This window comes from Pseudomonas monsensis (genome assembly GCF_014268495.2).
Classification (GTDB): domain Bacteria; phylum Pseudomonadota; class Gammaproteobacteria; order Pseudomonadales; family Pseudomonadaceae; genus Aquipseudomonas; species Aquipseudomonas monsensis.
Genome location: NZ_CP077087.1, coordinates 4,647,311 through 4,667,229, shown reverse-complemented (window position 1 = coordinate 4,667,229; position 19,919 = coordinate 4,647,311). Strand labels below are relative to the sequence as shown.

General features: G+C 60.0%; 25 protein-coding genes. 15 read left to right on the top strand and 10 right to left on the bottom strand.

Annotated elements, in window-relative coordinates:
• Positions 1-8: 8 nt before the first annotated feature.
• The 3 genes from HV782_RS20510 (at position 9) to HV782_RS20500 (ending at position 2,086) form a co-directional block, all read left to right on the top strand.
• On the top strand, positions 9-614 hold the full coding sequence (locus HV782_RS20510; RefSeq protein WP_186746473.1) for an arylesterase: 606 nt from the start codon (positions 9-11) through the stop codon (positions 612-614).
• A gap of 57 nt (positions 615-671) precedes the next feature.
• On the top strand, positions 672-965 hold the full coding sequence (locus tag HV782_RS20505; protein WP_007955656.1) for a hypothetical protein: 294 nt from the start codon (positions 672-674) through the stop codon (positions 963-965).
• Between the two features lie 149 nt (positions 966-1,114).
• Positions 1,115-2,086, top strand: coding sequence for a L,D-transpeptidase family protein (locus HV782_RS20500; protein WP_123466563.1), 972 nt, complete (start codon positions 1,115-1,117; stop codon positions 2,084-2,086).
• Positions 2,087-2,210: 124 nt separating this feature from the next.
• On the opposite strand, the gene oprI is transcribed toward HV782_RS20500, so the two are convergent.
• A complete protein-coding gene (gene oprI, locus HV782_RS20495; protein ID WP_025113130.1) occupies positions 2,211-2,462 on the bottom strand; it encodes an outer membrane lipoprotei OprI in 252 nt (83 codons plus the stop codon).
• 640 nt (positions 2,463-3,102) lie between these two features.
• Between oprI and HV782_RS20490 the strand changes: the two genes are divergently transcribed.
• Positions 3,103-3,384 carry a GNAT family N-acetyltransferase gene (locus tag HV782_RS20490; protein WP_003226804.1) on the top strand — a complete coding sequence of 94 codons (282 nt, stop codon included), beginning with the start codon at positions 3,103-3,105 and terminating at the stop codon, positions 3,382-3,384.
• A 62-nt stretch (positions 3,385-3,446) separates the two neighbouring features.
• Here the strand turns inward: HV782_RS20490 and HV782_RS20485 are convergent, their stop codons facing one another.
• Positions 3,447-4,523, bottom strand: coding sequence for a 3-deoxy-7-phosphoheptulonate synthase (locus tag HV782_RS20485; protein ID WP_102900377.1), 1,077 nt, complete (start codon positions 4,521-4,523; stop codon positions 3,447-3,449).
• 142 nt (positions 4,524-4,665) lie between these two features.
• Positions 4,666-5,109: a PilZ domain-containing protein gene (locus HV782_RS20480; protein ID WP_123466561.1), complete on the bottom strand. Its 444-nt coding sequence runs from the start codon at positions 5,107-5,109 to the stop codon at positions 4,666-4,668.
• Between HV782_RS20480 and HV782_RS20475 the strand changes: the two genes are divergently transcribed.
• From HV782_RS20475 to cysB, 5 genes are all read left to right on the top strand, one after another.
• Positions 5,108-5,494, top strand: coding sequence for a thioredoxin family protein (locus tag HV782_RS20475; RefSeq protein WP_186746471.1), 387 nt, complete (start codon positions 5,108-5,110; stop codon positions 5,492-5,494). The genes HV782_RS20480 and HV782_RS20475 overlap by 2 nt on opposite strands.
• Positions 5,491-6,447, top strand: a complete 957-nt coding sequence (locus HV782_RS20470) for a putative 2-dehydropantoate 2-reductase (RefSeq protein WP_186746469.1) — start codon at positions 5,491-5,493, stop codon at positions 6,445-6,447. The genes HV782_RS20475 and HV782_RS20470 overlap by 4 nt, the downstream gene beginning before the upstream one ends.
• Before the next feature lie 31 nt (positions 6,448-6,478).
• Positions 6,479-7,384 (top strand): 5'-nucleotidase, encoded by a 906-nt coding sequence (locus HV782_RS20465; RefSeq protein ID WP_123466556.1) that lies wholly within the window; start codon positions 6,479-6,481, stop codon positions 7,382-7,384.
• A gap of 97 nt (positions 7,385-7,481) precedes the next feature.
• A complete protein-coding gene (locus HV782_RS20460; protein WP_123466554.1) occupies positions 7,482-7,985 on the top strand; it encodes a universal stress protein in 504 nt (167 codons plus the stop codon).
• Positions 7,986-8,097: 112 nt separating this feature from the next.
• A complete protein-coding gene (gene cysB / locus HV782_RS20455) occupies positions 8,098-9,072 on the top strand; it encodes an HTH-type transcriptional regulator CysB (protein ID WP_007908591.1) in 975 nt (324 codons plus the stop codon).
• Between the two features lie 9 nt (positions 9,073-9,081).
• On the opposite strand, the gene HV782_RS20450 is transcribed toward cysB, so the two are convergent.
• A complete protein-coding gene (locus HV782_RS20450; protein ID WP_128615999.1) occupies positions 9,082-9,564 on the bottom strand; it encodes a GreA/GreB family elongation factor in 483 nt (160 codons plus the stop codon).
• A 2-nt stretch (positions 9,565-9,566) separates the two neighbouring features.
• Positions 9,567-9,974: a hypothetical protein gene (locus HV782_RS20445; protein WP_186746467.1), complete on the bottom strand. Its 408-nt coding sequence runs from the start codon at positions 9,972-9,974 to the stop codon at positions 9,567-9,569.
• Between the two features lie 124 nt (positions 9,975-10,098).
• On the opposite strand from HV782_RS20445, the gene earP reads away from it, so the two are divergent.
• Both earP and HV782_RS20435 read left to right on the top strand, forming a co-directional pair.
• Positions 10,099-11,241, top strand: a complete 1,143-nt coding sequence (gene earP / locus HV782_RS20440) for an elongation factor P maturation arginine rhamnosyltransferase EarP (protein ID WP_186746465.1) — start codon at positions 10,099-10,101, stop codon at positions 11,239-11,241.
• 48 nt (positions 11,242-11,289) lie between these two features.
• Positions 11,290-11,859 carry an elongation factor P gene (locus HV782_RS20435; RefSeq protein WP_123466546.1) on the top strand — a complete coding sequence of 190 codons (570 nt, stop codon included), beginning with the start codon at positions 11,290-11,292 and terminating at the stop codon, positions 11,857-11,859.
• Between the two features lie 119 nt (positions 11,860-11,978).
• Here the strand turns inward: HV782_RS20435 and HV782_RS20430 are convergent, their stop codons facing one another.
• The 3 genes from HV782_RS20430 to HV782_RS20420 all read right to left on the bottom strand — a co-directional run bounded on the left by HV782_RS20430 (position 11,979) and on the right by HV782_RS20420 (position 14,202).
• A complete protein-coding gene (locus HV782_RS20430) occupies positions 11,979-12,398 on the bottom strand; it encodes an organic hydroperoxide resistance protein (RefSeq protein WP_007964807.1) in 420 nt (139 codons plus the stop codon).
• Positions 12,399-12,717: 319 nt separating this feature from the next.
• On the bottom strand, positions 12,718-13,173 hold the full coding sequence (locus tag HV782_RS20425) for a MarR family winged helix-turn-helix transcriptional regulator (protein WP_186746483.1): 456 nt from the start codon (positions 13,171-13,173) through the stop codon (positions 12,718-12,720).
• A gap of 72 nt (positions 13,174-13,245) precedes the next feature.
• A complete protein-coding gene (locus HV782_RS20420) occupies positions 13,246-14,202 on the bottom strand; it encodes a LysR family transcriptional regulator (protein ID WP_186746462.1) in 957 nt (318 codons plus the stop codon).
• Between the two features lie 110 nt (positions 14,203-14,312).
• Between HV782_RS20420 and HV782_RS20415 the strand changes: the two genes are divergently transcribed.
• Positions 14,313-15,062 carry a sulfite exporter TauE/SafE family protein gene (locus tag HV782_RS20415; protein WP_177490676.1) on the top strand — a complete coding sequence of 250 codons (750 nt, stop codon included), beginning with the start codon at positions 14,313-14,315 and terminating at the stop codon, positions 15,060-15,062.
• Here the strand turns inward: HV782_RS20415 and HV782_RS20410 are convergent.
• A complete protein-coding gene (locus HV782_RS20410) occupies positions 15,052-15,906 on the bottom strand; it encodes a LysR substrate-binding domain-containing protein (RefSeq protein ID WP_177490677.1) in 855 nt (284 codons plus the stop codon). The two genes, HV782_RS20415 and HV782_RS20410, sit on opposite strands and share 11 nt — an antisense overlap.
• Before the next feature lie 96 nt (positions 15,907-16,002).
• On the opposite strand from HV782_RS20410, the gene HV782_RS20405 reads away from it, so the two are divergent.
• On the top strand, positions 16,003-16,224 hold the full coding sequence (locus HV782_RS20405) for a DUF1127 domain-containing protein (RefSeq protein ID WP_123466535.1): 222 nt from the start codon (positions 16,003-16,005) through the stop codon (positions 16,222-16,224).
• Positions 16,225-16,288: 64 nt separating this feature from the next.
• Positions 16,289-17,515: a winged helix-turn-helix domain-containing protein gene (locus HV782_RS20400; protein WP_186746460.1), complete on the top strand. Its 1,227-nt coding sequence runs from the start codon at positions 16,289-16,291 to the stop codon at positions 17,513-17,515.
• A 117-nt stretch (positions 17,516-17,632) separates the two neighbouring features.
• On the opposite strand, the gene HV782_RS20395 is transcribed toward HV782_RS20400, so the two are convergent.
• Positions 17,633-18,979 (bottom strand): class II 3-deoxy-7-phosphoheptulonate synthase, encoded by a 1,347-nt coding sequence (locus HV782_RS20395; protein ID WP_186746458.1) that lies wholly within the window; start codon positions 18,977-18,979, stop codon positions 17,633-17,635.
• A gap of 151 nt (positions 18,980-19,130) precedes the next feature.
• On the opposite strand from HV782_RS20395, the gene HV782_RS20390 reads away from it, so the two are divergent.
• On the top strand, positions 19,131-19,886 hold the full coding sequence (locus tag HV782_RS20390) for a spermidine synthase (protein ID WP_186746456.1): 756 nt from the start codon (positions 19,131-19,133) through the stop codon (positions 19,884-19,886).
• The last annotated feature ends 33 nt before the right edge of the window (positions 19,887-19,919 follow it).

The following is a 19,919-nucleotide window of genomic DNA, read 5'->3' as shown; positions in this document are numbered from 1 at the left end:
AGAATCCGATGCGTGTGTGGTTTTTGAGTGCTGGCCTGGCCCTGACGTGCATGGCCCAGAACGCAGCGGCGGGTACTGTCCTGATCGTTGGCGATAGTATCAGCGCCGGTTTCGGACTGGATACCCGGTTGGGGTGGGTATCGCTGCTCGAGCAACGGCTCAAACAGGAGGGTTTCGACGATAAAGTCGTTAACGCCTCCATCAGCGGCGACACCAGTGCCGGAGGCCAGGCACGGCTGCCGGCGCTGCTTGCAGAGCATAAGCCGGAACTGGTGATCCTCGAGTTAGGCGGCAACGATGGCCTGCGCGGAATGCCGCCAACGCAATTGCAACAAAACCTTGCGGCGATGATCGACAGCTCGCGCCAGAGTGGCGCCAAGGTGCTGTTGCTCGGCATGCAGCTGCCTCCCAACTACGGCAAGCGCTACACCGATGCCTTTGCCGAGGTTTACGGCAAACTCGCCGACGAGAAGAAGATCCCGCTGGTACCGTTTTTCCTCGACGGCGTCGGCGGTCATCCGGACCTGATGCAGGCCGATGGTCTGCACCCGGCAGCCGGGGCTCAGGGCAAGTTGCTGGAAAATGTCTGGCCGACGCTAAAACCGCTGTTATGAGGCTTTTCTAGTGGCAGGCTTTCGGCTAATGTGGCGCCCCCTTATTTGGAGCCCCCAATGCCGCGTTCTGCCTGGTCCCTGTTTGCCTACCAACTGATCGAGCCTGACGAACAGCTGGATCTGTTCGCCTGCCAGGAAGTGCGGGTGCATCTGGTGACCCGTCAGCTGGAACTCGGCGGCTCGGCGGATCGCACCTTGTGCGGCAGTCTGCTGCCGGCGCAACCACGCTGGTCGAGCGTGGATCGCCGGGTGTTCCAGGATCAGCGCCTGTGTTCGTTGTGCCGGGCAATTCTGGAATCGCAGAAGCGCGGCACCTCGCCGATCTGGCCCGAGTTGCGTTTCGAACTCTAAGCTGCCCGGCGAGGCGTCCGGTGCGGGAGCGGGCTTGCTCCCATCCAAAGCACCTTGTCGCTTGCTGCGGGGTGGTCTCCCCGAATTCCCAAGGTGCGGTGTACAATCGCGCACTTATACCCTTGATGATCATGCGAAGGATTTTCCGGATGTTGCCGCGCTTTCCTGCCGTCACCCGCTGCCTGTCACTTGCCGCCCTGTGTGTGGCCGGTCCCGTTGCTGCATTGGAGTTTCCCCTGCCACCCCCCGGTGAAGACATCATCGGTCAGGTCCAGGTGATCAAAGCCAAGTACGAAGACACCTTCGCTGACCTGGGAACCAAATACGATCTGGGTTATTCGGAAATGGTCGCCGCCAACCCGGGCGTCGATGCGTGGTTGCCGGGCGCCGGTACCGAAATCGTCCTGCCGACGCGCTTCATCCTGCCGCCGGGGCCGCGCGAGGGCATCGTGATCAACCTCGCCGAATACCGCCTCTATTACTACCCGAAAGGCCGCAACGTGGTGTACACCTTCCCGTTGGGTATCGGTCGTGAAGGCTGGGGTTCGCCAATCGCGCACACCTCCATCACTGCGAAGACGCCGAACCCGACCTGGACGCCTCCGGCCTCGATCAAGGCCGAGCACGCCGCTGACGGCGATCCGTTGCCGAACGTGGTGCCGGCCGGCCCGGACAACCCGCTGGGGCCGTTCAAGTTCACCCTCGGCACGCCGGGCTACCTGATCCACGGTTCGAACAAGAAGTTCGGTATCGGCATGCGCACCAGTCACGGCTGCTTCCGCATGTTCAACAACAACGTGCTGGAGATGGCCAGCATGGTGCCGGTCGGTACTTCGGTACGCATCCTCAACGATGCCTACAAGTTCGGTCGCAGTGGCGGCAAGGTCTACCTGGAAGCGCACACGCCGATCGACGACAAGGGCAACCCGTCGGTGGTCGACAAGCACACAGCGGTGATCAACGCGATGCTCAAGCGTGACGACATCACCAACAACCTGCGTATGAACTGGGATGTGGTGCGTGATGTGGTCGCGGCTGAAGATGGCTTGCCAACCGAGATCGGCACGCCGAATACCTCGGCGCCGATTGTCTCGAGCGCGCCGATCGACCTGCAGCAGTAAGGTCTGGTCCGAACCCGTCGATGCGTCAGGCGTCGACGGGTTTTTTATTGCCCGGACGAAAGTGCGGGCAATAAAAAAGCCGACCCAAAAAATGGGTCGGCTTGATAACAATCCCGAGGGATTATTACTTGCGGCTAGCTTTGTCCAGCATACGCAGAGCACGCTCGTTAGCTTCGTCAGCAGTCTGTTGTGCTTTTTGAGCAGCAGCCAGAGCTTCATCAGCTTTACGGTATGCTTCGTCTGCACGAGCCTGGGCGCGAGCAGCTGCGTCTTCAGTAGCGGTCAGACGTGCTTCGGTTTCTTTCGATGCGCTGCTGCAACCGGTAGCCAGAACTGCGGCCAGAGCCAGAGCAGAGAATTTCAGAACGTTGTTCATCGTGTTCCCCTTCAAGGACTTTCAAATTAAGTGGCTGTCTCCTCACGATTGAGGAAATAGCCGGCGTACATACTACCCATTACTTGTAGTAAGTAAACTGACGTAGCGCAAGAAGCAAAAAAAATTGTAGGCGTTGATTCTTTTTCGAGCAACTTTTAACAGGTTGTATAAAAAACACCCAGCTGCAAGCCCCGCGCCGAGCGAGTTAATGAGAAAAAGTTCCCTTGGCCGCGTGCTGTTTTCGCAGTCTTGGCTAAAGTCTGACTAGATGACTTCGTCTACACTTTTGTTTCGGTTTTGCGTGCTGCTTCGCTTATCTTTGTCCATGTTGAGGTGACTTTAAAAAAGGCGCTGCGTCTTAAGTCTCAACATCCGGCAATGTTCAGGTGCATCGATCGGGAAGAGGGTCTCCCGCACGATCCCTGCGTCCAACGGAGCAACCCCCCGTCAACCACCCGTGATGACGAGTGCACCTTGAGCATTTTTGCCAATGGTGCCTACTATTTATCAGGTGCTCGGTTGCGCGAGATCGGTGTGGCTCTTCTCGGTGTCCATCAGGCACGGGGTGGCGTAGTTGTTCCTTCGCCGGAAAAACATCGGTAAGGTAGGGGTCAGAATCCAAGACCCGCGAGGAGTAGTGATGAGCGAGGCGTTGTCCATCCACCATGACCAGGCTGGTCATCAGTTCGAGACCAATGTGGACGGTCATCGTGCCTACCTGACATACATGGATCTGGGGAAACAGACCCTGGATATCTATCGCACGTTCGTGCCCAATGCCTTGCGTGGTCGTGGCATTGCCGCAGCGCTGACGGAAAGCGCGCTGCAGTACGCCGAAGAAATGGGCTACACGGTGATTCCGTCGTGCTCCTACGTCGAGCGCTACATGGAACGTCATCAGCGCCGCGCCGCGAAGATCTAATCGAACACACACAAAAACGCCGGGCAATGCCCGGCGTTTTTTTTATGCCTGCGAAACCTGAATCAGCTGCGCTGACGTTTCGGCAACACGTCCTTGAGCTTGGCGTGCATGCTGCGCAGGGTGTTCTCGGTGGCGGACCAGTCGATGCAGGCATCGGTGATCGACACGCCGTATTGCAGGTCGGCGAGGTCTTTTGGAATCGCCTGGCAACCCCAGTTCAGGTGACTTTCGACCATCAGGCCGATGATCGACTGATTGCCTTCCAGGATCTGGTTGGCGACGTTTTCCATCACCAGCGGCTGCAAGGCCGGATCTTTGTTGGAGTTGGCGTGGCTGCAATCGACCATGATGTTCGGCTTGATCTTCGCCTTGTCCAGCGCCTGCTCGCACAGGGCGACGCTGACCGAATCGTAGTTCGGCTTGCCGTTACCACCGCGCAGCACCACGTGACCGTAGGCGTTGCCCTTGGTGGTGACGATCGACACGCCACCTTCCTGGTTGATGCCGAGGAAGCGGTGCGGGCTGGACACCGACTGCAGCGCGTTGATCGCCACGGTCAGGCCGCCATCGGTACCGTTCTTGAAGCCAACGGCCGAAGACAGGCCGGAAGCCATTTCACGGTGGGTCTGGGATTCGGTGGTGCGCGCGCCGATGGCCGACCAGCTGATCAGATCCTGCAGGTACTGCGGGGAGATCGGGTCGAGGGCTTCGGTGGCGGTCGGCAGGCCTTTTTCGGCCAGATCCAGCAACAGCTGGCGACCGATATGCAGACCGTCCTGAATCTTGAACGAGTCGTCCAGGTACGGATCGTTGATCAGACCTTTCCAGCCGACGGTGGTGCGCGGCTTCTCGAAGTACACCCGCATGACCAGATACAGGGTGTCGGAGACTTCCTCCGCCAGCACCTTGAGGCGATCGGCGTATTCGTGGGCGGCCTTGATGTCGTGGATCGAACACGGGCCGATCACTACGAACAGACGGTGATCGGTGCCATCAAGAATGTTGCGAATGACTTCGCGGCCCTTGGTGACGGTGCGCAGGGCAGCGTCGCTCAGAGGAATATCACGCTTGAGCTGATCGGGAGTGATCAGGGTCTCGTTAGAGGCGACGTTTAGGTCGTTGATCGGTAAATCAGCCATCGTTTACTCGTCAGGTCACGGGTGCCGGCCGCCAGCGATCCCCGCGCGGCGGAGCACAGCAGATTTAAGCGCGTCGGGGAGCGGAACCTTAGCGCGTCAGACGCTGCTCGACAATGGGCACGTAACGCTTTAGAAAACTGCGTCAGTCCGGCACAGGCTGGGCGAAAGCCTTGCGCACGCTGTCGTGGGAGAACTCGTCGGCATGCTGTTCGACCCATTGCAGGGCCAGTGCCTGAATATCCTGCAGATCTTCGTGGGCGTCGTTCATGCGGCAGAAACGCTCGATCTGACACACTTGCTCACCCATTCTTGCGCTGAACAGCGTCTGTTCGTCAGTGAAGGCGATCCCCACCAGATAACCTTTTTTGCGCCGCAGACACCACGCCACGTAGCCCGGATAGCAGATATCGGCATTGAGCGTCGGCATGCGCACTTGCAGCGCCGTGCCGTGGCGCCAGGCGCGGTGGTAATTGCAAGCGATGCCGCCGAGGCTGATAGTGTGCAGCTGTTGCCTGGAAATACACTCAGGCTTGAGCAAGGTTAATTCAACCGGCACCTCGTCCGGATGAGGAATGAAACGTCCCATGAGCACAGACTCCCTGTGTCGGCCATTTGACATTGTTTCCCCCAGTATAGTGGTCGAATCCGAGCTGACCGATTTCGACGCCGACCAGCGGCTGCTGGCAATGAGCGGCGTTTCCTTGGTGATTTTCACCAGTGTCGGCTGTGCCAGTTGCCGTTTCGCCCGCGAAGTGTTGCCGGGAATGGCGCTGGCGGTGGATCGCTTGTGCTGGATCGATGCCGGCGCCAACGGCGGGTTGGTCGAGCGTTATCAGGTCTTTCATTTGCCGGCGTTGTTTGTGGTGCGCGACGGCGAGTTCTTTGGAGCATTGCACACGCGCCTGACGGCCGATGCTCTCAACGGGGCATTGGTGCAGGCACTGGGTCGAATTGCAGAGGAGTTGCCATGATGGGGGCAGTGAACAAACCGGTGGTGGGGATTATCGGTACCGGTGCGATTGGCGGTTTCTACGGTGTGATGCTGGCGCGGGCCGGCTTCGATGTGCACTTTCTGTTGCGCAGCGAGTTCTCGGCGGTGGCCGAGAGCGGCTTGCAGGTGAACAGTGCGGTGCATGGTCCGCTGGCGTTGCATCCGGTGCAGGCCTATGCGGCGGCCGAAGACATGCCTCAGTGCGACTGGCTGCTGGTCGGCGCCAAGACCACCAGCAATGCCGGTCTGGCACCGTCGATCATTCAGGCGGCGAAGCCTGACGCGAAGGTGCTGGTGCTGCAAAACGGCCTCGAAGTCGAAGACAGTTTGCGTGAGCTATTGCCCGAGTCCCTGCATCTGCTGGGCGGGCTGTGCCTGATCTGCGTGCATCGCGAGGGGCCGGGGCAGATCACGCATCAGGCCCTGGGCGCGGTCAACGTCGGTTATCACAGCGGTCCGGCGCTGGAGAATGCCGCACGCATGGCGCTGGTCGAGGAGGGCTCCGGCCTGTTCCGTGCGGCGGGCATCGAGTCGCAAGCGATGCCCGATCTGCATCAGGCGCGCTGGCAGAAGCTGGTGTGGAATATTCCCTATAACGGTCTGTCGGTGCTGCTCGGCGCCGGCACCGCACCGCTGATGGCCGATGCCGACAGTCGCGTGCTGATTCAGGCATTGATGGCCGAAGTGGTGCAGGGCGCCAAGGCCTGTGGCCACGACATGCCGCCGGGTTACGCCGACTACCTGTTCACCATGACCGAGAAAATGCCTGACTACTGGCCGAGCATGCACCACGACTTTGTGCACAAACGTCCGCTGGAGCTTGAGGCGATCTACGCCCGGCCACTGGCGGCGGCCAAAGCGGCGGGTCTCGAACTGCCGCGTATCGACGCGCTGTATCGCAGTCTTTGTTTTATCGACCGACGTAACGTTTAGGTCGATTTTTGTGTAAGGGGTGGGGGAAGGCATGGCCAAGAACATCGATGACAAACTGGTGCTGGCGATCTCGTCGCGGGCCCTGTTCGACCTGAGCGAAAGCCACAAGGTTTACCTGTCGAGCGGCGTCGAAGCCTATCGGCAATATCAGATCGAACACGAAGACGAAATCCTCGCGCCGGGCGATGCCTTCCCGCTGGTGGAAAAGCTCCTGAGCCTCAACAGTCGTCTCGGCCGCGCGCGGGTCGAGGTGATTCTGGTGTCGCGCAACAGCGCCGACACCGGCTTGCGGGTGTTCAACTCGATTCACCATTACGGCCTGGCCATTTCCCGCGCAGCCTTCGTCGGCGGGCGTAGCCCTTATCCGTACCTGAAGGCCTTCGGTTGCGACCTGTTTCTCTCCACTCACGCCGAGGACGTGCGCGCAGCGCTGGATGCCGGGTTCGCGGCGGCGACGATTCTGTCCGGCGGCGCCAGCCGTGCGGCGAGCGACGAATTGCGCATCGCATTCGACGGTGACGCAGTGATTTTTTCCGACGAGTCGGAGCGCGTCTATCAGTCTGGTGGGCTGGAAGCGTTTCAGGCCAAGGAGCGTGAGTCGGCGCGTGAGCCTTTGCGCGGCGGACCGTTCAAAGGCTTTCTCGCTGCGCTCAATCTGTTGCAGCGCGAGTTTCCCGACGACGCGTGTCCGATTCGCACGGCGTTGGTCACCGCACGTTCGGCGCCGGCCCATGAGCGCGTCATCCGCACCTTGCGCGAATGGGATATCCGTCTCGATGAATCACTGTTTCTCGGCGGCCTGACCAAATCGGCGTTTCTCGAAGCGTTTGCCGCCGATGTGTTTTTCGACGATCAGACCGGTCACTGCGAACTGGCCCGTGAAGTGGTCGCCACGGGCCACGTGCCCCATGGCATCAGCAACGAACCGCCGGTCTAAAGCCCTGTGGTTCAAGACGTTGCGTCGCCCGTCGTAGTCGCCAAGGCACTGCTAAGCTGAATCAAATCTCCGCCATGTTGGCACGCGAGGAGGTCATATGATTCGTTCGATGCTGTATGCCACTGACCTCGGTCTGTACGCACCGTTAGTGATGCAGCATGCCCTGGCGCTGGCGCGAACGTTCAATGCCGACCTGTATGTGGTGCATGCCGTGGAGCCGATGGGGCTGTTTGCCGAATCGGTGTTGCAGAGTTATCTCGACGAGCAGGCACTGAACGAATTCCACAGTCAGGGTCTGAAAACCGTCATCGCCAGTATCGAGCAGCGCGTGCTGGAAAGTTTTCGCGAAGAACTGGGTGAAGAGGGCGAGCAGGATCTGCAGCGCATTTGTGCCGTGCGTGTGCTGCAGGGCGATCCGTCGCAGGTGATTCTGGACCAGGTGCAGAAACTCTCTGTCGATTTGCTGATCGTAGGAAGTCACAGCCACGGGGTGGGCGCAGAAACGCCATTGGGGCGCACGGCGGCCCGGGTCCTGCAATTGGCCAAGGTGCCGGTGTATCTGGTGCCCTTGGTGGAGCGTCGGCGCCGGGAGGATCGCTGAGCAGGAATAATGGTCTTTTGATAAAAAAGTTCTAGATTTATTCTTCAAACCATTAATATAGTTATATACCAACGCTGATGCCCGTGGCGTCTACCTGCTTTGAGGGATTCATATGAAGCTTCAACAATTGCGCTACATCTGGGAAGTGGCGCACCACGACCTCAACGTTTCCGCTACAGCCCAAAGCCTTTACACCTCGCAACCGGGCATCAGTAAACAAATCCGCTTGCTGGAAGACGAACTCGGCGTCGAAGTGTTTGCCCGCAGCGGCAAACACCTGACTCGCGTCACGCCGGCCGGCGAGCGCATCATCACCACTGCCGGTGAGATTCTGCGCAAGGTCGAAAGCATCAAACAGATTGCCCAGGAATTCTCCAACGAGAAAAAGGGCACCCTGTCGATTGCCACCACGCACACTCAGGCGCGTTATGCGCTGCCGCCGGTGATCAGCAATTTCATCAAGCAATACCCGGACGTGGCGCTGCACATGCACCAGGGTTCGCCGATGCAGATCGCCGAGATGGCCGCTGACGGTACCGTCGATTTCGCTATTGCCACCGAGGCGCTGGAGTTGTTCGGCGATCTGGTAATGATGCCGTGCTACCGCTGGAACCGTTGCGTGGTCGTGCCGCAGGGCCACCCGTTGACCAAACTGCCGAAACTGACGCTTGAAGCGCTGGCCGAATACCCGATCGTGACTTACGTGTTCGGGTTTACCGGCCGTTCGAAACTCGACGAAGCCTTCAGCCATCGTGGCCTGACGCCGAAAGTGGTGTTCACCGCCGCCGACGCCGACGTGATCAAAACCTACGTGCGTCTGGGCCTGGGCGTGGGCATCGTGGCGAAGATGGCGGTCGACACCAAACTCGACAACGACCTGGTAGTGCTGGATGCCAGCGAGCTGTTCGAGTCGAGCATCACCAAGATCGGTTTCCGTCGCGGCACCTTCCTGCGCGGCTTCATGTGCGATTTCATCGAGAAGTTCGCGCCGCACCTGACCCGCGAAGTGATGGCCAAGGCCATTCAGTGTCACAACAAGCAGGAACTGGAAGAGCTGTTCGACGGCGTCGAACTGCCGGTTCACTAAGCGGTTGTCCTACAGCACCTCGGTGACAGCGAACTGTTGCCGGGTGCCCGCCACCAGAATCTCCACCTCATCGCCCTCGAATTTGCCCAGCAGGCTGTTGCCCAGCGGCGAGCGCGGGGTGATGACGGTAATCGGCTGACCCACCACATCGACTTTCAGGCCCGCCGCATCCGGCGCCAGAAACAGCCATTGTTCGCGACCCTTTTCGTCCTCCAGACCGAGCAGGGAGCCGACCTCGATGCCACGGCTTTCGTCGTAGGCACGCAACGTCAGGTTCTGGCACAGCGCCAGTGACTGGCGAATTTCCTCGACCCGTTTCGCCTGACCTGCTGCCAGATACGACGCTTCCAGTCCGAGGGTGTCGTACTTGTTTTCGGCGATGTTTTCCTCGTGGGTCGCGGTTTCGTAAGCGGTTTGCGCGGCGCGCTCGGCGATGTCGAGGTCAACGCGCAGTTTGTCGAGAATCAGTTGGTGGACGATGTGTTTGTTCATGATCAATCGCAGAATTGCAAAACATTGGCGCGGCTCTTTTCGCTCGGCGCGGTCTGGTCCTGTTGCAGCCAGAACTGGCATTTAGGATTTGACTGGTTGCGCGTGTTACCGCGTGCCTGATCCAGTCGCGCCTGTTGTTCGTTTTTGCGCAGGTTCTCTTCGTACTGCTCGAACAGCCGGTTTTGCGGTGGACTCTCCGGTTGGACCTGGACGGCCGGCGGATTGGCCAGTTGCTGTACCGCCTGGGCGACCGGCGCCAATTGTTCCTTGAACAGCACAGGCGCGAGCAGCCAGCAGGTCAGCGCAATGGCCAGGAACCCCAGCCACATGCCCAGGGCAATACTGCCGGTCAGGCGCAGCGCGCTAAGCTGGACAGGCAAGGGGCGACGCGGATTGGGGCGATAGGGCATGGCTGCCTCCTGGCGGATGGTTGCGGGCAAGTGGCGATTGTCGCACGAAGATTAATCGCCGTCGGCTCTTCTGCGCGAGGTCATTTATGCGGACAATCGCGGCTTTTGCCAACGGGAGTCTTGAATGTCGGATCTGAAAACCCGCTGGGATATTTTTTGCACCGTGGTCGACAACTATGGCGACATCGGCGTGACCTGGCGTCTGGCCCGGCAACTGGTGGCCGAGCATTCACTGACGGTGCGCTTGTGGGTCGATGATCTGCGTGCCTTCGAGCGTATGTGCCCCGAGATCAATATCCATGTCGCGCAGCAATGGCAGGAGGGCGTCGAGGTATGCCACTGGCCGAGCGAGTGGACACAGGCGCAAGCCGCAGACGTGGTGATCGCCGCGTTTGCCTGTCAGTTGCCGCCTGCGTACATGGATGCCATGGCCGAGCGCCAACAGCCGCCGCTGTGGATGAACCTCGATTACCTCAGCGCCGAAGACTGGGTCGTCGGTTGTCATGGTTTGCCTTCGGTGAAATACAAATCGGTGCAGAAGTTTTTCTTCTTCCCCGGGTTTCAGCCGGGCACCGGTGGCTTGCTGCGTGAACGCGGTTTGCTTGAGCGGCGTCGGCAATTTCAACAGGACGCCGCTGCACAGCGGCAATTCCTCGACAGTCTGGGGATCGTTCGCGCACCGGGCGCACAATTGATTTCATTGTTCGCCTACGAGAACACCGGTCTCGCCAGCTGGCTGGATGTGCTGGCCGCCGATGACGAACCCACCCATCTGCTGGTGCCGGAAGGGCGAATTCTCGGTGATGTTGCGCACTGGCTCGGGGTCGATTCGCTGGCCGTCGGCGACCTCAACGTGCGTCAGGCGTTGACGGTGCAGGTGCTGCCGTTCGTCCGTCAGGATCAATACGATCACCTGCTCTGGTGCTGCGATTTCAACGCGGTGCGGGGTGAAGACTCGTTCGTGCGGGCGCAGTGGGCGGGGCGGCCGATGCTCTGGCACATCTATCAGCAGGACGAAGACATCCATCTGGACAAGCTCGACGCGTTCCTCGCGCTGTATACGAAAGGGCTTTCACCGGCCGCCGCTGAGGCGATGAACGGTCTGTGGCGGGCGTGGAGTGCCGGTCAGCCGATTGGCGATCACTGGCTCAACGCCCGCAAACATTGGCCAGAACTGCAGAAAAACGCTGAAGTGTGGTGTCTGGAACAAGGCTTGCAGGCCGATCTTGCCGCAGCGCTGGTAAGGTTTTACCTAAATTGGATATGATACGCGGCCTAGATTTTTGTAAATCCCATCCAAATTCGGATATTCGCAATGAAAACTGGTAAAGAACTCAAACCCGGTACCGTGATCCGTATCGACAACGATCCTTGGCTGGTTCAGAAAGCTGAATTCACCAAGTCGGGCCGTAACAGCGCGATCATGAAGACCAAGCTGAAGAACCTGCTGACCGGTTACAAGACCGAAACCGTTTACGGTGCGGACGACAAACTGGACGACGTGATCCTGGATCGCAAAGAAGCCACCCTGTCTTTCATCAGCGGTGACTCCTACACGTTCATGGACACCACCGACTACACCATGTACGAGCTGAACGCTGAAGACATCGAAGCTGTTCTGCCATTCGTGGAAGAAGGCATGACCGACGTTTGCGAAGCCGTGTTCTTCGAAGAGCGTCTGGTTTCCGTAGAACTGCCGACCACCATCGTGCGTCAGGTTGACTACACCGAAGGTTCCGCTCGCGGTGACACTTCCGGCAAGGTGATGAAGCCTGCCAAACTGAAGAACGGTACCGAGCTGTCGGTTGCTGACTTCATCGAAATCGGTGACATGATCGAGATCGATACCCGCGAAGGCGGTTCCTACAAAGGCCGTGCCAAATAAGCATCGCTTTTCGCGGAAAGAAAAAGCCCGACCATTGAGTCGGGCTTTTTTGTGCCTGCGATTTGAGTTTCACGCAATCCCCTGTGGGCGAAGGCCGACATTGGGATTTGCGTATGGCTTCAGACGGTGGTGTGCAGACGCACGTCAACGTTGCCACGGGTAGCGTTGGAGTACGGGCAGACCTGATGCGCCGCTTCGACCAGGCTCTGTGCATCGGCCTGTTCCAGACCCGGCAGGCTGATGTGCAGGTCGATGTCCAGACCGAAACCGCCCGGGATCTGGCCGATACCAACGTGTGCGGTGATCGAGGCGTCGTCAGGGATCTTGCGTTTGGTCTGGCTGGCGACGAATTTCAGTGCGCCGATGAAGCAGGCCGAGTAGCCGGCAGCGAACAGTTGCTCAGGGTTGGTCGCAGCACCGCCGGCACCGCCGAGTTCTTTCGGGGTGGCGAGTTTGACGTCAAGGATGTTGTCGCTGGAGATCGCACGACCATCACGGCCGCCGGTGGAGGTTGCGATTGCGGTGTAGAGCGTTTGCATGGTGTGAGCCTCGTTGAGTGTATTTGTGCGCTAATTGTTTGCGCGCTAACTAAGTGCGAAGTGAATGTAGCTCGCTAATGTTTAGCGCGCAAGATATTTTTTCGAGAAATGTTCGCTTCGACGCTAAAGCGCGCGCCCGGTTATCCTGGAAAGCGCTGTTTAGACGGGTTGGCGGGGAAGTTAGGCGTGAAAAAATATTGTTCAGACAACGAAATCACAGGTAGGAGCGAGCCTGCTCGCGATAGCGGTGTAACAGTCAGTACGATGGCGCTACCGATATCGCGAGCAGGCTCACTCCTACAGTGGAACTAATGGCGGGTCAGATCAGGCTGTCCTGCAGATGGCTACGCAGTGCCTGTAACTCCGCTTGCAGCTTCTGCAGGCGTTCCAGGGTGAAGCCGCTGGCGCCCAGGATGCATTGCGGAATGGTTTGCGCCTTGTCGCGCAGCGCACGGCCCTGTTCCGTCAGTTCGACGATCACCACGCGCTCATCCTCGCGACTGCGTGTGCGGCTGAGCAAGCCTTCGCTTTCCAGGCGCTTGAGCAATGGCGTCAGCGAGCCCGGATCGGTCAGTAGTCGAGCGCTGATTTCTCCGACGGTCAAACCATCCTTCTCCCACAGCACCATCATCGCCAGGTACTGCGGATAGGTCAGGTTCAAGACCTGCAACAGCGGCTTGTAAACCTTGGTCATCATCAGCGAAGTGGAGTGCAGGGCGAAGCAGGCCTGGTTATCCAGCAGCAGGTCCTCGCAGGTATCGCGTTCGGAAGTCATGTCAAAGCCTTGTTCGAGAGTGGTCATGAATCTAGCGCCCGAACCTTTAATGCGCCAGATAATTTTCCCGTCCTAGTGCCGGCCCAGCTCGCGCTGCAGCGCCAGATCCCAGGGCGGCACCGGGCTAAACCGCGTTTTGAGGTATTCCAGCAGCAAACGGCTGCGCGAATGGGTTTGCTGTTCCATGCGTAATGCGTAGATACCGGTGGATTCCGGTTCCGGCAGACCGTGTTCGCAGAACAGCGGCAACAACTCACCGCGCAGCAGGTATTCGCTCGCCAGCCAGGTCGGCAGGTGTGCAACGCCCAATCCGGCCAGAGCGCCACATACCAGCGCTTCGGCATTGTTGGCACTCATGCGGATGCGACCCGGCCGATGCAGTTGCATCTGGCCGTCCTGCTCGAAGCGCCAGGCGAAAGGCGGGGCGAGGCCGTCCCAGTCGAGGCCGTCGTGTTCGGATAACTGCGCCGGAGCACTCGGTAAGCCTCGGCGCTTGAGATAGTCCGGGCTGGCACAGGCGATGCGCACAATACTTGCCAGCGGGGTGGCGACCAGTCGGGTATCAGCCAGTTGCCCGGCGCGCAACACCAGATCGACCTTGCCCAGATTCGATCCGGCCATGTCGACGAAGCTGTCGATCAGGTGCAATTGCACATCCAGCCCCGGGTAGAGGACGAGAAAGTCGGCAATCACTGGCGCCAGATGCCGTCGTCCGAAGGCTGCCGGCGCGTCAATACGGATCAGGCCTTCCGGCGCGCTGCTCAGGGACACGGCCTCGGCCCGGGCCAGTTGCAACTCGGCAATGATGCGCCGCGCCCGTTCGGCGAACGCCAGACCCGCGGGGGTGGCCAGCACGGCGTGGGTGCTGCGGATGAATAATTGGCTGCCGACTGCACTTTCGAGGCTGTCGATACGCCGCGCGACCGCCGATGGTGTCAGCGGATGGCGCCGCGAGGCGGCGGAAAAGCTCCCGCTTTCCAGTACATCGAGAAACAGTCCGAGTTGCTCGGTCAATTGGTTGGGGTTCATGAAAAAGCTACGCCTGTGCGAAATCTGCATAGCCATTGTGCGTCGCTGTGCGTTTCCCCGCCAGCCGTGACTGCGTAGGATGATTCGCCTGACGTAAGAGGAATTCGCCTGTGATGGAGTTTTTGTTGTACCTGTTGTTCGGCGCCGCCCTCGGTACGCTCGGTGGCATCTTCGGCATTGGTGGCGGCTTGATCGCGATCCCGCTGCTGGGCGTGTGGTTCGGCCTTGATCAGCAGATCGCTCAGGGCACCGCATTGGTCATGGTGGTGCCGAATGTGATGCTGGCGTTGTGGCGCTACCATCAGCGCAATCGCATCGAACTGCGTCATGCGATGCCGTTGGCGGTCATGGGCTTTTGCTTTGCCTGGCTCGGCTCGATCTGGGCGGTGGGTATCGACGCGCAAACCATGCGCATCGGTTTTGTCGCATTTCTTGTGGTGCTGTCGGCCTATAACTTGCTGAAGATGTTCGGCAAGCGTCCGGCGGCGACGTCCGAAATGCGTTACTCCTGGCCTTGGCTCGGCGTGCTGGGAGCGGCCTCCGGGACCATGGGCGGTTTGTTCGGTGTCGGCGGGGCAGTGGTGGCGACGCCCGTGCTGACCAGCCTGTTCGGCACCACTCAGGTGGTTGCTCAGGGTTTGTCGCTGGCCCTGGCATTGCCGAGTACCGGGGTCACGCTGGTGACGTACGCGGTGCATCATGAAGTGGACTGGATGATCGGCTTGCCGCTGGCCATCGGGGGGCTGGCCAGCATCAGTTGGGGGGTGAAGGTCGCCCACGCGATGCCGGAAAAGCTCTTGCGCGGGCTGTTTTGCGGTTTTCTGGTGCTGTGTGCGGTGATGCTCGCGTTTAAAGTTTGAAGCCTTCGACGATGTGCTCGGCCAGGCATTCGGTGATCGGCGACGGATTGTTCAGGTTGCGGATCAGCATGATGCTTGCCTCGGGTAACAGTGGCAGATCTTCGTTGGCGCCGAGAATGCGCATGTCCGGAGTGATCAGGCTTTCCAGCTGCGCGGTGATCGCCAGGCCGGCGCTCACCACCGCCATCAGCGCCGACAGGCTGGTGCTGTTATAGGCGATGCGGTATTCGCGGCCCATCGCGTCCAGTGCGTTGCAGGCCCACAAACGGCAAAAACAGTCACTGTTGAACATCGCCAGCGGCAGCGGCGTCTGTTCGTGAGCACTGAAGTTCTGTGCCTCGGCCCAGACAAAACGCTCCTTGCGCAACAACTGGCCAATCTCGTTGCCCGGCTCGCGAGTCACGATCGACAAGTCGAGATCGGTGCGCTGCAGCAGCTGTCGGGTCGATTCGCAATGCACTTCGATCTGGATCAGCGGATAGAACTGCGCAAACCGCGAGAGGATCCCCGGCAGAAAACGCATCACGTAATCATCCGGCGTGCCGATGCGCACCGTGCCGACCATGTGCGGCTCGCGCAATGTGTTGAACACTTCGCTGTGCAACTTGAGGATGCGCCGCGCATACCCGAGCAAGACCTGGCCCTCGGCAGTCAGGCGCACCTGGCGACCATCACGCTCGAACAACTGGCGCTGCAACACGTCCTCTTCCAGACGCTTCATCTGCATGCTCACCGCCGACTGTGTGCGGTTGACCATTTCGCCGGCGCGGGTGAAACCGCCCTGATCGGCAATCGCGACAAAGGTGCGCAGAACATCGGTATCAATACTGGGGTAGGCCGACAATTGATGAATCTCCGTGATGCATGCCATCAGAAACATTCGTTGGATTGATCTTAGCGTCGGCGCGAGACTTGAGCCATCCACAAGGAGGGCAACACGATGAAAGGTCAAAGAGAGTATGTAGACGAAACAAAATTTTCCGGCCACGGCCATATCGTTTCCGACCTGCTGCACAAGTTTAGCCGCTGGTACGAACTTCACCGCGAACGCGAGTTGCTCGCCAGTCTGAGTGATGAAGCGTTGAAAGACATCGGCGTCAGTCGGGCCGACGTCGAGCACGAAGCGGTGCGGCCGTTCTGGGACGATCCGATGCATAAATGATCAGGCACTTACTACACAAACCCCTTTCCGGTGAGGTAGGTTGCGAGCAGACAAGGAGATGTTCATGCCCGCGACGCTGTCCTTTTCCCTCAAACAGGCGCGACGACTGGCGCTGGCTGCCCAAGGGTTCAACGGGCGCCAGCCGTCGACCGTCAAGGCGCCACACCTCAATCGTCTGATCGAACGGCTGGGTCTGCTGCAGATCGACTCCGTCAACGCCGTGGTGCGCTCGCACTACCTGCCTTTGTTTTCCCGTCTCGGTTGCTATTCCTCTGATTTGCTCGACCAGGCTGCCTGGAGTTCGGGTAGACGTCGCACGCTGTTCGAATACTGGGGCCATGAAGCGTCGTTGCTGCCGTTGGCGATGTATCCGCTGATGGGCTGGCGGATGCAGCGCGCCAAACGTGGTGAGGACATCTATCAGCAACTGGCAACGTTCGGACGTGAACAACAGGAGACGATTCGCCGGGTTCTGGCCTCGGTCGAGGAGCGGGGCGCATTGGGCGCCGGCAGTCTGTCGACCCGCGAAGACAAGGCCGGGCCCTGGTGGGACTGGAGTGCGGAAAAGCATGCACTGGAATGGTTGTTCGCCGCCGGCGAGGTCACCGTGGCCGGCCGCCGGGGTTTTGAGCGTTTGTATGATCTGCCGGAGCGGGTCATCCCGTTGTCGATTCTGCAGCAGCCACTGCCGGATGAAGCCGAAGCGCAGCGCGGTTTGCTGCTGCACGCGGCCCAGGCATTGGGCGTGGGGACGGAAAAGGATCTGCGCGATTATTTCCGCTTGAGCCCGGGGGACGCCCGGTCGCGTCTGGCGGAACTGGTCGAGGACGGGCAGTTGCAGACCTGCGAAGTCGCCGGTTGGCGACAGATCGCCTATTGCCTGCCGGAGCCGAAAGTGCCGCGCAAAGTCGTCGCCAGTGCGCTGTTGTCGCCGTTCGATTCATTGATCTGGGAGCGCAGTCGCACCGAGCGGTTGTTCGATTTCCGCTATCGCCTGGAGATCTACACGCCGCAGCACAAACGGGTCTACGGCTATTACGTGCTGCCCTTTTTGCACAACGAGCGCATTGCCGTGCGGGTCGATCTGCGCGCCGAGCGGGCGGCGGGACGCTTGGCGGTGCATGCGCTGCACGAGGAGGCGCCGGGGCTGGAGGATGAGGGGGTGCTGGCGCTGGCTTTGAATTTGCGGAGCATGGCGGTTTGGTTGGGGCTGGAGCGGGTGCAGCTCAATTGTCAGCGTGAGAGTGCAGGGCGTTTGCGGGTGGCATTGGCGCAGATCGGCGGTGACTGAACTGGCCTCTTCGCGAGCAAGCTCGTTCCCACAGTGGATTTGTGAACGACACAGATCCACTGTGGGAGCGAGCTTGCTCGCGAATGCGGCCTCTCAGGCGCGAGATACCTGACTGATTCAGCGCCGGACTTGTTTCAGCGTTTCGGCAATCAAAAACGCCAGTTCCAGCGACTGATCGGCATTCATCCGTGGATCGCAGTGGGTGTGATAACGGTCCGACAACCCATCTTCAGTGATCGGCCGCGCACCACCGATGCACTCGGTCACATTCTGCCCGGTCATCTCGATGTGAATCCCGCCGGCATAACTGCCTTCGGCTTCGTGCACCTGGAAGAACTGCTTCACCTCGCCAAGGATCTGCGCGAAGTCGCGGGTCTTGTAGCCGCTGCTCGCCTTGATCGTGTTGCCGTGCATCGGGTCGGAACTCCACAGCACCTGCTTGCCCTCACGCTGTACGGCGCGAATCAGCGCCGGCAGGTGATCGCCGACCTTCTTCGCGCCCATGCGAGCGATCAGGTTCAGGCGGCCCGGGTCGTTGTCCGGGTTGAGCACGTCGATCAGGCGGATCAGGTCGTCCGGGTTCATGCTCGGGCCGACTTTCACTCCGATCGGGTTGTTCACCCCGCGCAGGAATTCGACATGGGCGCCGTCGAGCTGACGGGTGCGGTCGCCGATCCACAGCATGTGCGCCGAGCAATCGTAGTAATCGTTGGTCAGGCTGTCGCGACGCACGAAGGCTTCTTCGTAGTTCAGCAGCAGCGCCTCGTGGGCGGTGAAAAAACTGGTTTCGCGCAGTTGGGGCGAGCTGTCCATGCCGCAGGCACGCATGAACGCCAGGGTTTCATCAATGCGATCGGCAAGGTGGCTGTACTTTTCGGCGAGTGCCGAGTTGGCGATGAAGTCCAGGTTCCACTTGTGCACCTGATGCAGGTCGGCAAACCCACCCTGGGCGAAGGCGCGCAACAGGTTCAGGGTGGCGGTGGACTGGTGATAGGACTGCAGCAGGCGCTCCGGATCCGGCACGCGGCTCTTTTCGTCGAAGCCGATGCCGTTGACGATGTCGCCGCGGTAGGCCGGCAGGGTCACACCGTCGAGGGTTTCATCGTTGGCCGAGCGCGGCTTGGCGAACTGACCGGCCATGCGCCCGACCTTGACCACCGGGCAACCGGCGGCGAAGGTCATGACGATCGCCATTTGCAACAACACTTTAAAAGTGTCGCGAATCTTCGCCGCAGAGAACTCGGCAAAGCTTTCCGCGCAATCGCCGCCCTGCAGCAGGAACGCCCGGCCCTGGGTTACTTCGGCAAACTGCCGGCGCAGCTCGCGCGCTTCGCCGGCAAACACCAGCGGCGGGTAGCTGGCCAGAGTCTGCTCGACCTGACGCAGATGCGCGGCGTCGGGGTATTGGGGTTGTTGCTGGATCGGCAGGGCACGCCAGCTGTCAGGGCTCCACGGTTGGCTCATCACGGTCTCGAGTTTTCTAAGCACGGAAGGGCATGGTATCAGCAAATTAGTGCGTGACCTGTTCCCGCCCCATCGCCGACAATCGCCGCTTTGCCACGGCACCATAGCGGTGCCATCGCGTCACCGCGCCCGGTGACCATCAGGAGACGAAATGACTGAGGAGCGCGTCGAGCATCTGCTCGCCGAAGTACAGGATGAGTTCGGCGTGATTCGCGTGCTGGAAGTGGCTGATTACCGCTTTCTGGAGTTCGGTGATGCCATCGAGCAAAGCTGCGTGTTTACCGCCGATCCAAGCTGGCTGGAATACGACTACACCCGGGCGATGCTGATTGGCGCGCTGTGCCACGAGCAACCGGAGAGCGCGCTGTTCCTCGGCCTCGGTGCTGGCACGCTGACCCAGGCCTGCCTCAAGTTCCTGCCGCTGGAGGACGTCGAAGCCATCGAACTGCGCCCGGACGTACCGCGTCTGGCGATCGAATACCTCGGGCTGGACGACGATCCGCGGCTGTACATTCGTGTTGGCGATGCGCTGGAGTTGTTGCCGACGGCCGAGCCTGCAGATCTGATTTTCGTCGATCTGTATACCGATGTCGGTCCTGGCGTCGGGCATCTGGCATGGAGTTTCCTCGGTGACTGTCAGAAACGCCTGAATCCGGGCGGCTGGCTGGTGATCAACCAGTGGGCCACCGATGACGGCAAACCGCTGGGCGCCGCGCTGTTGCGCGGGCTCTATCACCGGCATTACTGGGAACTGCCGGTGAAGGAGGGCAATGTGATTCTGATTGTGCCGGCGGACCTCGATCAGGCGCTGGACATGCAGGCGCTGACTGCGCGGGCTGCAGCCCTGGCGCCGAAGTTGGGGTATTCGTTGCAGTCGTTGATCAATGCGATTCGCCCGGCGACCTGAGTTGTCAGTGATGGCCCCTTCGCGAGCAAGCTC

Bases quoted from the DNA above. Each gene is read 5' to 3' on its own strand.
- HV782_RS20435 (WP_123466546.1), top strand. From the start codon at position 11,290: ATGAAAACTGGTAAAGAACTCAAACCCGGTACCGTGATCCGTATCGAC.
- oprI (WP_025113130.1), bottom strand. From the start codon at position 2,462: ATGAACAACGTTCTGAAATTCTCTGCTCTGGCTCTGGCCGCAGTTCTG.
- HV782_RS20485 (WP_102900377.1), bottom strand. From the start codon at position 4,523: ATGGCTGATTTACCGATCAACGACCTAAACGTCGCCTCTAACGAGACC.
- HV782_RS20390 (WP_186746456.1), top strand. From the start codon at position 19,131: ATGACTGAGGAGCGCGTCGAGCATCTGCTCGCCGAAGTACAGGATGAG.
- HV782_RS20500 (WP_123466563.1), top strand. From the start codon at position 1,115: ATGTTGCCGCGCTTTCCTGCCGTCACCCGCTGCCTGTCACTTGCCGCC.
- HV782_RS20510 (WP_186746473.1), top strand. From the start codon at position 9: ATGCGTGTGTGGTTTTTGAGTGCTGGCCTGGCCCTGACGTGCATGGCC.
- HV782_RS20475 (WP_186746471.1), top strand. From the start codon at position 5,108: ATGAGCACAGACTCCCTGTGTCGGCCATTTGACATTGTTTCCCCCAGT.
- HV782_RS20480 (WP_123466561.1), bottom strand. From the start codon at position 5,109: ATGGGACGTTTCATTCCTCATCCGGACGAGGTGCCGGTTGAATTAACC.
- HV782_RS20450 (WP_128615999.1), bottom strand. From the start codon at position 9,564: ATGAACAAACACATCGTCCACCAACTGATTCTCGACAAACTGCGCGTT.
- HV782_RS20470 (WP_186746469.1), top strand. From the start codon at position 5,491: ATGATGGGGGCAGTGAACAAACCGGTGGTGGGGATTATCGGTACCGGT.
- HV782_RS20395 (WP_186746458.1), bottom strand. From the start codon at position 18,979: ATGAGCCAACCGTGGAGCCCTGACAGCTGGCGTGCCCTGCCGATCCAG.
- HV782_RS20445 (WP_186746467.1), bottom strand. From the start codon at position 9,974: ATGCCCTATCGCCCCAATCCGCGTCGCCCCTTGCCTGTCCAGCTTAGC.
- HV782_RS20405 (WP_123466535.1), top strand. From the start codon at position 16,003: ATGAAAGGTCAAAGAGAGTATGTAGACGAAACAAAATTTTCCGGCCAC.
- HV782_RS20465 (WP_123466556.1), top strand. From the start codon at position 6,479: ATGGCCAAGAACATCGATGACAAACTGGTGCTGGCGATCTCGTCGCGG.
- HV782_RS20425 (WP_186746483.1), bottom strand. From the start codon at position 13,173: ATGACTTCCGAACGCGATACCTGCGAGGACCTGCTGCTGGATAACCAG.
- HV782_RS20430 (WP_007964807.1), bottom strand. From the start codon at position 12,398: ATGCAAACGCTCTACACCGCAATCGCAACCTCCACCGGCGGCCGTGAT.
- HV782_RS20420 (WP_186746462.1), bottom strand. From the start codon at position 14,202: ATGAACCCCAACCAATTGACCGAGCAACTCGGACTGTTTCTCGATGTA.
- HV782_RS20400 (WP_186746460.1), top strand. From the start codon at position 16,289: ATGCCCGCGACGCTGTCCTTTTCCCTCAAACAGGCGCGACGACTGGCG.
- cysB (WP_007908591.1), top strand. From the start codon at position 8,098: ATGAAGCTTCAACAATTGCGCTACATCTGGGAAGTGGCGCACCACGAC.
- HV782_RS20490 (WP_003226804.1), top strand. From the start codon at position 3,103: ATGAGCGAGGCGTTGTCCATCCACCATGACCAGGCTGGTCATCAGTTC.
- earP (WP_186746465.1), top strand. From the start codon at position 10,099: ATGTCGGATCTGAAAACCCGCTGGGATATTTTTTGCACCGTGGTCGAC.
- HV782_RS20460 (WP_123466554.1), top strand. From the start codon at position 7,482: ATGATTCGTTCGATGCTGTATGCCACTGACCTCGGTCTGTACGCACCG.
- HV782_RS20505 (WP_007955656.1), top strand. From the start codon at position 672: ATGCCGCGTTCTGCCTGGTCCCTGTTTGCCTACCAACTGATCGAGCCT.